This is a genomic window from Chryseobacterium indologenes (genome assembly GCF_018362995.1).
Taxonomy (GTDB): domain Bacteria; phylum Bacteroidota; class Bacteroidia; order Flavobacteriales; family Weeksellaceae; genus Chryseobacterium; species Chryseobacterium indologenes_G.
Genome location: NZ_CP074372.1, coordinates 4,417,907 through 4,431,887, shown reverse-complemented (window position 1 = coordinate 4,431,887; position 13,981 = coordinate 4,417,907). Strand labels below are relative to the sequence as shown.

Sequence of the window (13,981 nt, the reverse complement as noted above, 5' to 3'; positions counted from 1 at the left end):
GATGAATAAAACTATAGATATAGGTCAATATGTAGAAACTGCAATCAATTGGCTCACAGAAAATGGAAAACCTGTATTTGATGTTATAAAACATGTAGGAAACTCCTCTATCATGGGGATTGAATGGGTATTAACAAACACTCCTTTTTATGTAATCATTCTCTTTTTTACCCTGCTGGCATTATGGAAAGCCGGAAAAGGTATTGCTGTGGTAACTGCAGCCGGATTAAGCTTAATATTTTTAATGGGATTATGGAAAGAAACTATGGAAACGCTGGCACTTATTTTTGTGTCCACCATTACTGCCCTTATCCTTTCTATCCCTCTGGGAATTTTGGCTGCTAAAAGTAAAATAGCTGACAAAATCATTCGTCCTTTACTAGATTTAATGCAGACAATGCCTGCATTTGTCTACCTGATTCCTGCTGTATTGTTTTTCAGTATTGGTAAAGTGCCCGGTGCTTTTGCAACCATCATTTTTGCCATGCCGCCCGCGGTACGATTAACAGCGTTGGGAATTGAAGCCGTTCCGAAAGACATTGTGGAAGCAGCCAGAGCTTTTGGAGCAACCAACCGACAGATTCTGTTTAAAGTGGAGCTTCCTTTAGCAATGAAAACGATCTTAACAGGGATCAATCAAACCATACTGTTATCCTTATCCATGGTGGTGATCGCAGGAATGATTGCTGCAGGTGGTTTAGGTGAAAAAGTACTGGAAGGAATTAATAACCTGGACATCGGATTAGGATTTGAAAGCGGATTATCCGTTGTGATTTTAGCCATTATCCTGGATCGTATTACCCAGGGATTTGTAAAGAAAAAGCAATAAGATGAAACAATTAAAATATCTGTTTTTTCCCGTTTTAATGTTAATATTTACAGCATTAAGTTCGTGTGAAAACATAAAAAACTCTAAATATATTACCATCGGAATGGTAGACGGCTGGGCGGAAGATGTGGCCATGACGCATATTGCTAAAGCTATTCTGGACGAACAAGGATATCACGTTATTATTCAAAAAGCCTCTACGGATATGATTCTGGCTTCGATGAATAATGAAGATACAGATCTTTTCATGGGAGTCTGGCTTCCTTACACTCATGCCAAAAAGCTTGCTAAATTTCCGGGACTGACTCATCTTGGAACCAATTATGACAACGGCCGTATAGGATTGGTCGTACCGGAGTATGTTCCTGTTAGCTCTATTGAAGAACTTAATCAATATAAAGATCAATTCAATCACAGAATTATTGGAATTGAAAAAGGAGCGGGATTAACCACCGGAACTGACAAAGCAATTATTGACTATAAACTGGATTATCAACAGATCAACTCCTCTACCATTGCCATGATCACCGAATTGCAGAATGCCATACAACGAAAAGAATGGATTGTGGTAACCGGATGGCAGCCTCACTGGATGTTTGGAAAGATGAAGCTTAAGTTTCTTGATGATCCCAAAAAGATATATGGAGAAGCAGAACAGATTAAAACCTATTCCAGAAAAAGCTTTGGTAAAGACCATCCGGAACTGGCCAGATTCTTTTCCAGACTTCATTTTGATGATGAAAACATGTCTGATCTTTTAATGAAAATGGAACAGAGTAAAAATAAAGAAGCTACTGCCAAAGAATGGGTGAAAGATCATTCTGAACTTGTACAGTCCTGGCTAGATAAAAATTAATAAACAATTTGGTATTATTTAAAATCCTCAACTCTGCATGGGTTTGAGGATTTTTTTATCGACATAGATTAGTTGATTTTTTCTCTATGAAGCTATATTATTAGTAATCGCAAAGGCGCAAAGAAATTTAATAACATACTGCTTTAAGGCGCAAGAACATTTCGACTTCGCTCAATGGGAGATTTTCAGCAAGTTTGTTTCAGTTAAAATTCAACAGAATTAAATTTTATCAAAGATAAAATCCTTGCGCCTTAAGGCATATTTAAAGGAAAAATCTTGCGTGTTTGCGTTTCCAATATTTTATAGTTATCCCATTGATTCTTTGATTTTCTCCCGATGAATTATTCCCCAGTTTACCAATGTTTCAGTCACCGGAAATACAGACTTCCCGTATTCGGTTACTGCATACGTTACCGTGATAGGTTTCGTGTCCTGAATGGTTCTTGTGATCAGAAGATTTGTTTCCAGTTCTTTTAATTCTTTGCTCAGCATTTTGGCGGATATTCCTTCAATACCGCGTTCCAGCTTTTTAAAATGGATCATTTGATCCGGTCTGTTTGTCAGATATCGTAAAATCATCAGTTTCCATTTTCCTCCTAAAACATCCAGACTGTCCCGCATTGCGAACAATTCTTCCGTACAGCTGGCTTCTCTTTCGATGCCGTTTTCAGTAATTTTTGCCATAATAGTTTCATGAAGGTAACTAGTTACCATTAGTTAACTAGTAGCAAATATAAACTATTCCCTCTTTACATTTGTGTATCAAATTAACAATAATGAAAGCAGTTATTTTAAATAAAAACGGAAAGCTGGAAGACAGCTTTACTGAACAGCCAAAACCTAAAGATAATGAGGTTTTAATCCAGATTAAAGCCAGTGGTTTCAATCCTATAGATTACCAGATGCTGGAAAATGAACTTGAACGTAAACTGATCAGTTCACCCATATTAGGGAGAGAACTATCAGGAATCATTGTTGACAAAGGTCCCGAAGTTACACAGTTCAATATTGGTGATGAGGTCTATTGCGGCAGCGGCTCTATGGGAAGCAACGGTACTTACGCAGAATATATTGCCGTACCTGAAGCTATTGTGTCTTTTAAACCTAAGAATATCTCATTTGAACAGGCGGCTTCCATTCCTTCCGCAGGACTTACCTCTTTACAGATCTTTAACCGTCTGAAGTTAAATCCGGAAAATACAGCTCTTGTAACAGGTGCAGCCGGAGGCGTTGGTTCATTTTTGATCAAACTTTTATTGGCCCATAATATCCGGCAGATCACAGCAACCGTTGGCAGTGAAGAAAACCGGCAGATGCTTCTTAATTTAGGATTAAAAAGTCATCAGATCATTAATTACAGAGATGAAAACCTTATTGAAAATATTTTAAAAGCCAATAATGATCAACCTTTTGAATATGGAATCGATCTCGTAGGAAATTATATGTCAGAAGTGACTGCTAAAGTTTTAAAAATTAATGGAACTTACGTAGACGTAACAGCTTTAGTCACTAAGGATGCTCATGAAGAATTATTCAACAAAGGAACTTTGATTATGAATATCTCCAATTATACTTACGGAATGATCAAAAAATATGAGTATTACAAGAACAGCTTACTTGAAATAAAAAAGCTCATTGAAAACGAAACGATTCTTCCTCCACAGTATAAACTCATAGGAAATCTTTCTCTGGACACCGTTCTGCAGGCGCATTCTCTATTAAAAAACAATCAGACACAAGGTCATAAACTTATCATGAAACACTAACTTATGAACAAAATACCAAGACGGATCGTAACAGGAATTAAAAACGGGAAATCGATCATTGTAGAAGACCAGCAGGTAGAAAATGCAGTGGAACATTTTCCTGGACTGATCATTTCGGACGTGTGGAATACACAGACAATGCCAGCAAGCCTGGAATTTGAAACCAGAATTCCTAACATCGGATTTCCACAAACTCCCAAAAACGGCACTTACTTCCGGTATGTAGTGGTTCCGCCTGATAAAGATTTAGGGGTTGAGTGGAAAAAGAATGAACCTCATCCGATGATGCAACAAACTCCGACACTGGACTATATCATTATCCTTTCCGGTGAACTCTATCTGATTATGGAAGAAGGAGAAACGCTTCTGAAACCGGGCGATATTGTCATTCAGCGGGGAACCAATCATGCGTGGAGCAACCGTTCTGATGAGCCGTGTGTTCAGCTGGCTGTGCTGATAGATGCTAATATTTAATTTATTTTGTTGGAAAACGCAAAGGCACAAAGAAAATAAATATGATGCTGTTTTAGGCGCAAAAAATCAAAGATTTTCAGTAAGGATTTAATGTATATAGTATTAGGAATATACAATTTTATCACAGATAAAATCCTTGCGACTTACAGCATAATAAAAGAAAAAACTTTGCGCCTTTGCGTTTCCCAACAAAAATCTCCCGATTTACAAAGCAGAAATTTCCAATAGTTTCTCCTTCATTTTTTCAGGCGTCATCTGCCCTTCCTGATAATACACCAGATTCTGATCCTTATCCAGGAATACCCATAAAGGATAAACGGGCTGATTTTTATTCTTTGACAAAGCAAGTGCTAATTCATGAATTCCTGAATTTCCATTCTGCAGATATTCAAAATCCTGATCCTGGAAATGAATTTTCTCCTTTGTTTTCTCTGCCTCAAAATTTACAAAATAGAAATGATCATTCATCATACTCATCAGCTCTTTATCTTTACTCAAACGGTAAGATTCAATTTTACAGACCGCACACCAGTCTGTATAAAGGTGAATAACAACCGGCTTAGGGTTTTCTTTCTGCTGTACCTCAAGATCAGAAAAAGTGCCTGTCTTCATCTGAGACAGATAAAAACAGGGCACTAACATTAAAAATAAAGCTATTTTTTTCATTTCAAAGTATATTTTACTCCCAGGAAACCTCTGATACGCTGCATTGGAGCATAACCGTATGCCGTATCAAAAGTGTAATGATTGGGATTATTGACTGGATCATCAACATGTTTATCAAATGGATCAAACGGTCTCATCAAAGGATCTTTAGGGGTAAAGTTGAATAAATTCTTAATTCCGCAGTACACTTCAAATCCTGATTTAAATGTCTTGGACACCTGAATATTAGCCAATGAATAGAATGGTGAATATTCCGGGCGGTAGTCATTCACTAAAATAGGAAGTCGCATCGGTCCATAAAACTGTCCGGTAAAATCTACCGTCAGATTGTTCGGAAATTTATAGGTCAGGTTATACGTTCCACTCCACTTTGGAGCATGCAGCTGCTGTGTTTTTTGATTTTCATTATCAAATTTCTGATATACATCAAGATAAGTTACTCCCAAATTGACACTCAGCGGAAACTGAAATGCAAAATCAACGTTCAGGGAAGCTCCTCTTGAAATTCCATATCCGTGAAGATTATCATAAATAATTTTATCAGGATCGGAATCAAAATCTCCCACAATTTTATTACTGAAATAGGTATAGAATGCAGAAGCATCAAGATTCACCATTCGGTTTCCTACAGGAATTTTCCATATATAATTCAGGTTTCCGTTCACCGATCTTTCCGGCTTAAGATCTGATTTTACCACAACTTCTCTTGAACCTGTTAATGCAGCGTGATCTTCCGTAAATAAATTAACCACTCTGAAACCTGTTCCAAAATTGAAACGCAGCGTATGATACGGATTGGGTGAAAATTTCCACGCGAACCTCGGCGAATGTACGGAATGATGCACTTTATCATAATCATATCGGTATCCCAGCAACAAGGTATTTTTATCATTAATTTCCCACTGATCCTGGACAAACGCTCCCCAGATCGGAGATTTCATCGGAGCATTCGTGATGCCATCTGCAGCTAATGTTCCCGGAGTGTTGTCGTCGTAAAAAGTTCTTTTGAAAGTAAGACCGGCAGTAATATCATGTTTCCCAAAACTTCTGTCCCAATATGTTTGTACAAAAGCTACCTTTTGCGTGGCATTAAAAGGATTAGATCCATAAAATGAATTCTGATCATGGTAGTTGTAGGAAAACTGAGTTACAATATGCTCCTTCATGGGCCATTCGTACAATCCGAAAACCTCTGCCCTGTTGGTATAAATACTTTCTCCGTACACCTGATCACTGCCACGGTAAGATTTGTTCCACTGCATTTCTCCCCCGAAACGGTCTTCATACAGGTATCTCATTGCAAAACTCGCCTGTCTGTTTTCCTTTCTTTTAAAATTCCATTTGTTAAAAACTGAAATTCTGCTCTGTAAAGTGGCATCTGTAAAATTATCTTTATTCTGATCTATTCTTTCCTGAAAGCTGAAATAATTTAAGCTTAATAATGAAGCGGCATTCTTTCCTACATTAAATTTCGTGGAAAGATCCAGATTATTTTCACTCCATGTGCTGGTCATCATATCAACACTCAATTTAGGAGCTGTCAAAGCATTTTTAGTGATAATATTAATAACCCCACCCATCGCTTCAGAACCATAGATGGACGATGCAGGACCTTTTACCACCTCTATCCTATCCACCAGACTATTCGGAATTCCACTCAATCCGTATACTGTGGAAAGTGAACTTACAATAGGCATTCCGTCAATCAGAATCATGGTGTAAGGTCCTTCCAATCCATTGATATGGATATCTCCTGTATTACACACAGAACAGTTCAGCTGAGGTTTTACTCCATTTACCATAGCAATAGCTTCAAAAATACTTTGAGTGGGATTTTTCTGGAAAAATTTCTGGCTGTAGATCTCTACTGCCACGGGACTTTTGGATCTGCTCATAGGTTTTATGGTTCCGGTAACCACTACATCTTCAATGGTACTTGTCTTAATTTCTTTTCTGGTAACTCTGGCAGAATCCAGGTTTTTATTGGCCTGCAAACTTAAGCTGTCTGTTTCCTGTGCAAAACAGTATGATGATAAAAAAGTAATAGAAAATAGTATTCGCTTCATGAAATTAAAATTGTTAGACAAATCTAACAATTATTTTTCAAATACAAAACTTTACTGAAAAAATATAGATTAAGCCAATTCATGAAAAATGATTAAATTTGAGAAACTACATACGAAAGTAAAATGAGATATCATCTAGCGGGAAATATCCCACCAAAAAGACATACGATCTTTAAGTCTCCGGAAGATAAATTTTACTATGAACAGCTATTCGGTACAGAAGGCTTCCATGGTATTTCTTCTCTGTTATATCATATCCACCGCCCTACGCAGATCAAATCTATCGGTGAGCCGAAAGATGTCACTCCCAAAATAGCTGTGGAAAAAAACGTCGCTCCAAGAATGTTTAAGGGAATGAATGTAACCCCTGAAGACGATTTTATGGACAGCCGAAAAATCCTTTTGATGAACAATGATCTGAAAATGGGATTAGCCAAGCCAAGAAAATCAATGGATTATTTCTACAAAAATGCGGAATGTGATGAGCTTTTATACGTTCATAACGGAGCCGGAATATTAAAAACTTTTGTAGGAGACCTTGAATTCGTAACCGGAGATTATCTTATTATTCCGAGAGGAACAATTTATCAGGTTGAACTGAAGTCTGATGATACGGTCTTTTTTGTATTAGAAAGCCACTCTCCTATTTATACTCCGAAAAGATACAGAAATGAATTCGGGCAGCTTTTGGAACACTCTCCGTTCTGCGAAAGAGACATGATTGCTCCTACTTTCAAAGAGCCAGTAGATGAAAAAGGAGAATTCCTGATCAAAGTTAAAAAAGAAAACCAGATTACGGACTTCATCTATGCAACACATCCGTTTGATGTAGTAGGCTGGGACGGATATTTTTATCCATATAAATTCAATATTAAAAACTTCGAACCGATTACCGGAAGAATTCACCAGCCGCCACCGGTTCATCAGAATTTTGAAGGACATAATTTCGTAGTATGCTCATTCTGTGCAAGAATGTATGATTACCATCCACAGGCTATTCCTGCTCCTTACAATCACTCCAATATTGATTCTGATGAGGTATTATTCTATACAGAAGGTGATTTCATGAGCCGTAATCATATTGATTTGATGGATTTCACGCTTCACCCGGGAGGAATTGTACACGGACCTCATCCGGGAGCGATGGAAAGAAGTATCGGTAAAAAATTCACGGAAGAATATGCCGTTATGGTTGATCCTTTCCGTCCTTTGAAAATTACCGAAGAAGCTTTAAAGGTAGAAGATCCTTCTTATAAAACTTCATGGTTGGAGTAAAACAGTAAAATTATCAAAAAAGTATTACTGAATACATACAAAAGACGCTTTAAATCCTTTATTTAAAGCGTCTTTTTTCGTAAATTTGTGAAGTATGGTTAACATATTAGCCATCATTATTTTTCATGACGCATCCTAAGTAATGGTGGTTTAAAACAAAATCAATATTACATGTTAGAAAGAATCAGATTAGAAAGTCTACACCAAAAAGTAACCACGGCAGAAAATGCTGTAAAAATTATTAAAGACGGCATGACTATCGGGTCCAGCGGCTTTACAAAAGCAGGTGACAGCAAAGCTATTTTGCCGGCACTGGCAGAAAGAGGAAAAACAGAAGATCTGAAAGTCACTTTAATGACCGGAGCTTCACTGGGACACGGTACCGACGGAAAACTGGCAGAAGCCAATGTTTTAAAGAAAAGAATGCCCTTCCAGGTGGATCCTATTTTAAGAAACAAGATCAACAACGGTGAAATTCTCTTCATCGACCAGCATTTGAGTGAAAGTGCCGAACTTCTCCACACCAAAAATCTTCAAAGCATAGACGTAGCCATTATCGAAGCTGCTTATATTGAAAGAGACGGAAGCATTGTTCCTACTACTTCTGTGGGGAATTCAGTAACCTTCGCTGCTTTGGCTAAAAAAGTGATCATCGAAATCAACACAGAAGTTCCTGAAGAAGTCTATGGAATCCATGACATCTACCAGGCTGAAGATTACCCTTACAGAAACGTTATTCCTATTGTAGCGCCATGGAACAAAATCGGAAGAAAAAGCATTCCTGTAGATCCTGAAAAAATTGAAGCCATAGTTTTTACCAACCGTAAAGACAGCCCGGCAGATATTGCAGAACCGGACGAAAAGACAACAGCCATCGCCAAACATCTACTTGCATTCTTTGAAAATGAGGTTCTTTTGGGGCGCCTTACAGACAGATTGCTTCCTCTTCAGGCAGGTATCGGTAAAGTGGCCAATGCAGTTCTTACAGGATTCAAAGACAGCAATTTTTATGACCTGACCATGTTTTCAGAAGTACTTCAGGACAGTACATTCGATCTGATCGATTCTGGTAAATTAAGCTTCGCTTCAGCATCTTCCATTACCGTTTCTCAGGAATGCTACGAAAGAGTCTTAGGAAATCTTTCAAAATACAAAGACAAATTCGTTTTAAGACCTCAGAATATTTCCAATACTCCAGGATTAATCAGAAGATTAGGAGTTATCGCCATCAATACGGCTATTGAGTTCGATATCTATGGAAACGTAAACTCTACCCACATCGGAGGAACAAAAATCATGAACGGAATCGGAGGTTCCGGAGACTTTGCAAGAAATGCTTATCTAAGTATTTTTGTAACTCAGGCCGCATCAAAAGGCAATAATATTTCCCATATTCTTCCAATGGTTTCTCACACGGATCATACAGAACATGATGTAGACATTCTGGTAACGGATATAGGATTGGCCGATCTAAGAGGATTAGCACCGAGAGAAAGAGCACAGAAAATCATTGACAACTGTGTTCATCCTGATTACAAAGAAGAATTGCAATCTTATTTTGACAGAGCCTGTGAAAGAGGAGGTCATACTCCTCATTTGCTGGAAGAATCATTCAGCTGGCATTTACGATTTGCAGAAACAGGAAGTATGAAGCAGAAAACTGCTGTAGAAGCCGCTAATTAAAATTTTCATCAAAAAATAACAAGATAAAAAGGACTGAATGCCAACGCATTTGGTCCTTTTCCTGTTACATCATATCCGGTGGGTTCATATGACAAAAGTCTGTATAATATCCTTAAAATATTTATATGAATATAAAATTATAAAGATTATCTTTGAAAGAAGAGCAGTATTTTTATGAGATGTAAAATACGTTGAACACCCTTTTAAAAAGACAAAATATGAATAATTACATCAGTGCAGAAGAAGCAATATATACTATAAAAAGCGGAAACCGGGTATTTTTTCACGGTAGTGCATGTACTCCCAACTACCTGATTGATGAGCTGGCAAGACAGTCTCACCGATTGCAAAATGTAGAAATGGTTTCCATTACCCAACAAGGCAATGTGGAAATTGCAAAACCGGAATACAAAGACAGCTTCTTCGTCAACTCGTTATTTGTTTCTACTCCTGTGCGTGATGCTGTGAATTCTGACAGAGGAGACTTTGTGCCAGTCTTTTTAAGTGAAATTCCTATTTTATTCAGAAAAAATATCCTGCCTCTGGATGTTGCAATTGTTACGGTATCTCCTCCGGACAAACATGGTTTCTGTACGCTGGGAACTTCTGTAGATATTGCAAGAGCAGCGGTGGATACTGCAAAAATCATTGTTGCTATCGTTAATCCCAGAATGCCAAGAACCCACGGAGACGGGATGATCCACATCAGCAGAATTCATAAACTGGTTTGGCATGAAGAAGAACTTCCAACGGTAGATTATGGATCAAAAGTAGGTCCTGAAGAAATGCTTGTTGGGAAAAATGTGGCTGAACTTATTGAAGACAAGTCTACCCTTCAGATGGGTATCGGAACAATTCCTGATGCAGTTTTGAAATGCCTTACCAATCATAAAGACCTGGGGATTCATACCGAAATGCTGAGTGACGGGGTTATAGATCTCATTCAAGATGATGTCATCAACAATAAATACAAAGGCTATAACGATAATAAAACCATTACAAGCTTCTGCTTCGGAACCAGAAAACTGTATGATTATGTAGATGACAACACCGTATTTGCCTTCAGAGATGTGAGCGAAGTAAACTTCCCGATTAATATCATGAGAAATAAAAAAATGGTTGCTATCAATTCTGCCATCGAAATAGATCTTACAGGACAGGTATGTGCCGATTCTATCGGAACTATGCAGTACAGCGGAATCGGGGGACAAATGGACTTTATGCGCGGTGCAGCTTTAAGTGATGACGGAAAACCTATCATAGCCATTACCGCAAGAACGAAAAAGGGAATTTCCAGAATCGTTCCTTTTCTTAAACAGGGAGCTGGTGTAGTAACCACAAGAGGACATATTCATTACGTTATTACTGAATACGGAACAGCCTATCTGTATGGGAAAAACCTTCGCCAGAGAGCACAGGAGCTCATCAGCATTGCCCATCCGGACGATAGGGAAATGCTGGAGAGAGCAGCCTTCGAGAGATTTAAACACTGATAATCAAATGGTAAGGATTTCCAAATTGTTTTTTATCTAAAATCTCAAAACATATTTTGAACCCAATTCCGCAGAATCATAAAAAAGCACTAATCTTTTGGCAGTATTTTTGATAAAACTCATTCAAAAACAAGCAAATTGAAAACTATATATAATTCGATACGGGAAGAAGTGATAAAGCATTCCAAGGTAAGGAATTCCGTTTTGGGGAATGTGGATGAATGGAAGCGAAGCCATTATATTATTCTTTCCGAAATTATTAAAGATGAACTATCAGAAGCTGAAGAACTGAAAGGGGGAAAAAAATTTGAAATTGGAAATACCATTTCGCATGTTACCCTGCAGCGTTTTTTTGAAAATGATTACCAGCATAAAACCCATAATGATCTCAGGTTTCTTAAAACATTAGATAAGATCTGTATTTTCTTAGGTTACAAAGACCTGAACGATTATATTCTATCTGTGAGACATAAGAAGCAGGATAATGAGGAGACAGATGATCAGTCACAGCTTACGCAGATGGTTTATGATTACTGTGCTGCTGCTTTTGAATTTTATAAGCTCTTTCCCACTCACAATACTGAACTTTTAAAAGGCCTTGTATTTGATGATTCCCCGTTTCTGGAAAGAGCGTCACAATTCAGTAAAGAACTGTGTGATAAGGATTTTCATCTTGTTACTAAAAACAACAGGTCCAATTATGAAGTTTTTGATATTCATATCGTTACAGATGAGCCGGACAAAAAAATACTGGAGTCTCAGGAATTCTGGAACCTTCTGTTCAAAGTGGGAGAAACGGGAGAAGAGCATTTTGTCAACCAGCTGAGCACCCAGATCTACTTCATCCGGAAAATAAACAATACCTGGAAGATATGGGATAATTATAATCCCGATGCCGGAATGTTAAACAGAAAAATTGAAACAATATAAAAAGAAAGCCGTAGAAAATTTCTACGGCTTTCATGTTTCGAAATATTTTTTTCACTTGTCTTTTGTATTACAAATGTAAGTACCCGATTTTAAACGTAAGAAACTTAAATATACTTAAGTAAACTCTTCTTTAACTTTATGTTAAATATATTCAATGAATCCAAGGGAATATTTTCGCAATGTCTAAGATTTTTGTAATTTGCATACCAATAAAATAAAAGTAAAAGAGAAAATATGTCAACACTTACATTTGCCGAGAAAATAGCTCAAGCAGAAAATTTCTTACCGATTAACGGTACAGATTATATTGAGTTTTATGTAGGAAATGCAAAACAGGCTGCCCATTATTACAAAACCGCTTTCGGTTTTCAGTCTGTAGCTTATGCGGGTCCTGAAACAGGAGTAAGAGACCGTGCATCTTATGTGCTTCAACAGGGAAAAATCAGATTGGTATTAACTACCGGACTTAAGTCTGACTCTCTTATCAACGAGCACGTAAAAAAACATGGTGACGGAGTAAAAATTTTGGCACTTTGGGTAGATGACGCTTATGCAGCTTTTGAAGAAACAACTAAAAGAGGTGGTAAACCGTATTTAGAGCCTGTAACTTTAACTGATGAGCATGGTGAGGTAAGAATGTCCGGTATCTACACGTATGGAGAAACCGTTCACATGTTTGTAGAAAGAAAAAATTACAACGGAGCCTTCATGCCTGGATATGAAAAGTGGGAAAGTGACTATAAGCCTGAAGAAGCAGGTTTATTGTATGTAGACCACTGCGTAGGAAATGTTGACTGGAACAGAATGATCCCTACTGTAGAATGGTATGAAAAAGTAATGGGATTTGTAAACATCCTTTCTTTTGATGACAAGCAGATCAATACAGAATATTCAGCTTTGATGTCTAAAGTAATGTCAAACGGAAACGGATATGCAAAATTCCCTATCAACGAACCAGCTGAAGGTAAAAAGAAATCTCAGGTGGAAGAATATCTTGATTTCTACGAAGGAGAAGGTGTACAGCACATCGCTGTTGCTACAAAAGATATCATCCACACTGTAACGGAATTGAAAAAACGTGGTGTAGAGTTTCTTTCTGCTCCACCAGAAGCTTATTACGACATGGTTCCTGAAAGAGTAGGCCACATTGATGAAGATCTTAAAAAACTTCAGGATTTAGGTATACTTATTGATCATGATGAAGAAGGGTACTTATTGCAGATCTTTACCAAGCCTGTAGAAGACCGTCCCACTCTATTCTTCGAAATCATTGAAAGACATGGTGCACAGAGTTTTGGTGCCGGAAATTTCAAAGCTTTATTCGAAGCATTGGAAAGAGAGCAGGAAAGAAGAGGTAATCTTTAATTTTACATTAAAAAATATAGGTTTTGTCAGAATACAGTATTCTGGCAAAACTTTTTTATAAAACACAGTATATGAGAAAACTTTTAATTGGGATTTCCCTTTTAGGAACTTTAGGGCTTAAAGCTCAATATGGTTCTTTGAATGAAATCCTTAACCGACTTGAACAAAGAAAAGGCATCAATCAGCATCTTGAAAATGTAAATATTGACAACAAGAAATTTGTTTTCATCAAAGATGAGGCTGATCATACGGAACGGGACTTTATTATTATCAAAGGAAACAATGCCACCTATGTAGAAGTTTTTGATGATAAAGCTACTGGAGAAAGCAGTTCTAATGTTTTCACCGGGGATATCGTCAGAAAAAAAAATATTATTTCTTTAAGAGCAGATATGCTTGAAAATAAAAAAATCCCAATGCCTGTTACGAAAACATTATTGTTGACCCAGCAGGATAATATTTTATATCTCATCGATGTCAATACCAGAGACAGATGGATAGATGAAGCATCTTACTCAAAAAAGGCAAAATAAATGTTCTGAGAAAATGCTCTCAGCAATATTTTAATCTAACTAAAA

At 37.4% G+C, this 13,981-nt stretch carries 13 protein-coding genes; 10 read left to right on the top strand and 3 right to left on the bottom strand.

Features of this window, described 5'->3' with window-relative positions:
• Nucleotide 1 precedes the first annotated feature (1 nt).
• Both DYR29_RS20155 and DYR29_RS20150 read left to right on the top strand, forming a co-directional pair.
• Nucleotides 2-829 (top strand): ABC transporter permease, encoded by an 828-nt coding sequence (locus tag DYR29_RS20155; protein WP_047424380.1) that lies wholly within the window; start codon nt 2-4, stop codon nt 827-829.
• A gap of 1 nt (nt 830) precedes the next feature.
• Nucleotides 831-1,685 (top strand): glycine betaine ABC transporter substrate-binding protein, encoded by an 855-nt coding sequence (locus DYR29_RS20150; RefSeq protein WP_213278253.1) that lies wholly within the window; start codon nt 831-833, stop codon nt 1,683-1,685.
• Nucleotides 1,686-1,991: 306 nt separating this feature from the next.
• Here DYR29_RS20150 and DYR29_RS20145 read toward each other — a convergent pair whose 3' ends face one another.
• A complete protein-coding gene (locus tag DYR29_RS20145) occupies nt 1,992-2,369 on the bottom strand; it encodes a winged helix-turn-helix transcriptional regulator (protein ID WP_142719300.1) in 378 nt (125 codons plus the stop codon).
• A 92-nt stretch (nt 2,370-2,461) separates the two neighbouring features.
• On the opposite strand from DYR29_RS20145, the gene DYR29_RS20140 reads away from it, so the two are divergent.
• Nucleotides 2,462-3,451, top strand: coding sequence for an NADP-dependent oxidoreductase (locus DYR29_RS20140; protein WP_213278252.1), 990 nt, complete (start codon nt 2,462-2,464; stop codon nt 3,449-3,451).
• Between the two features lie 3 nt (nt 3,452-3,454).
• Complete coding sequence (locus DYR29_RS20135; protein WP_213278251.1) at nt 3,455-3,925, top strand: cupin domain-containing protein; 471 nt, start codon at nt 3,455-3,457, stop codon at nt 3,923-3,925.
• Between the two features lie 204 nt (nt 3,926-4,129).
• On the opposite strand, the gene DYR29_RS20130 is transcribed toward DYR29_RS20135, so the two are convergent.
• The gene (locus tag DYR29_RS20130) at nt 4,130-4,591 is read right to left on the bottom strand and encodes a thioredoxin fold domain-containing protein (RefSeq protein ID WP_213278250.1); all 462 of its coding nucleotides are present in this window, start codon (nt 4,589-4,591) and stop codon (nt 4,130-4,132) included.
• Nucleotides 4,588-6,657, bottom strand: a complete 2,070-nt coding sequence (locus DYR29_RS20125) for a TonB-dependent receptor plug domain-containing protein (protein WP_213278249.1) — start codon at nt 6,655-6,657, stop codon at nt 4,588-4,590. Before DYR29_RS20125 ends, DYR29_RS20130 begins: the two co-directional genes overlap by 4 nt.
• A gap of 123 nt (nt 6,658-6,780) precedes the next feature.
• Here DYR29_RS20125 and DYR29_RS20120 point away from each other — a divergent pair, with 123 nt between their 5' ends.
• The 6 genes from DYR29_RS20120 to DYR29_RS20095 all read left to right on the top strand — a co-directional run bounded on the left by DYR29_RS20120 (nt 6,781) and on the right by DYR29_RS20095 (nt 13,936).
• Entirely contained in the window at nt 6,781-7,932 is a 1,152-nt protein-coding gene (locus DYR29_RS20120; protein WP_213278248.1) for a homogentisate 1,2-dioxygenase, read from the top strand.
• A 171-nt stretch (nt 7,933-8,103) separates the two neighbouring features.
• Nucleotides 8,104-9,615 carry a succinate CoA transferase gene (locus DYR29_RS20115; protein ID WP_213278247.1) on the top strand — a complete coding sequence of 504 codons (1,512 nt, stop codon included), beginning with the start codon at nt 8,104-8,106 and terminating at the stop codon, nt 9,613-9,615.
• A 218-nt stretch (nt 9,616-9,833) separates the two neighbouring features.
• A complete protein-coding gene (locus DYR29_RS20110; RefSeq protein WP_213278246.1) occupies nt 9,834-11,108 on the top strand; it encodes an acetyl-CoA hydrolase/transferase family protein in 1,275 nt (424 codons plus the stop codon).
• Nucleotides 11,109-11,246: 138 nt separating this feature from the next.
• On the top strand, nt 11,247-12,038 hold the full coding sequence (locus DYR29_RS20105; RefSeq protein WP_213278245.1) for a hypothetical protein: 792 nt from the start codon (nt 11,247-11,249) through the stop codon (nt 12,036-12,038).
• A 234-nt stretch (nt 12,039-12,272) separates the two neighbouring features.
• A complete protein-coding gene (gene hppD, locus DYR29_RS20100; protein ID WP_213278244.1) occupies nt 12,273-13,403 on the top strand; it encodes a 4-hydroxyphenylpyruvate dioxygenase in 1,131 nt (376 codons plus the stop codon).
• Between the two features lie 71 nt (nt 13,404-13,474).
• Nucleotides 13,475-13,936: a hypothetical protein gene (locus tag DYR29_RS20095; RefSeq protein WP_047382827.1), complete on the top strand. Its 462-nt coding sequence runs from the start codon at nt 13,475-13,477 to the stop codon at nt 13,934-13,936.
• Nucleotides 13,937-13,981: the final 45 nt, after the last annotated feature.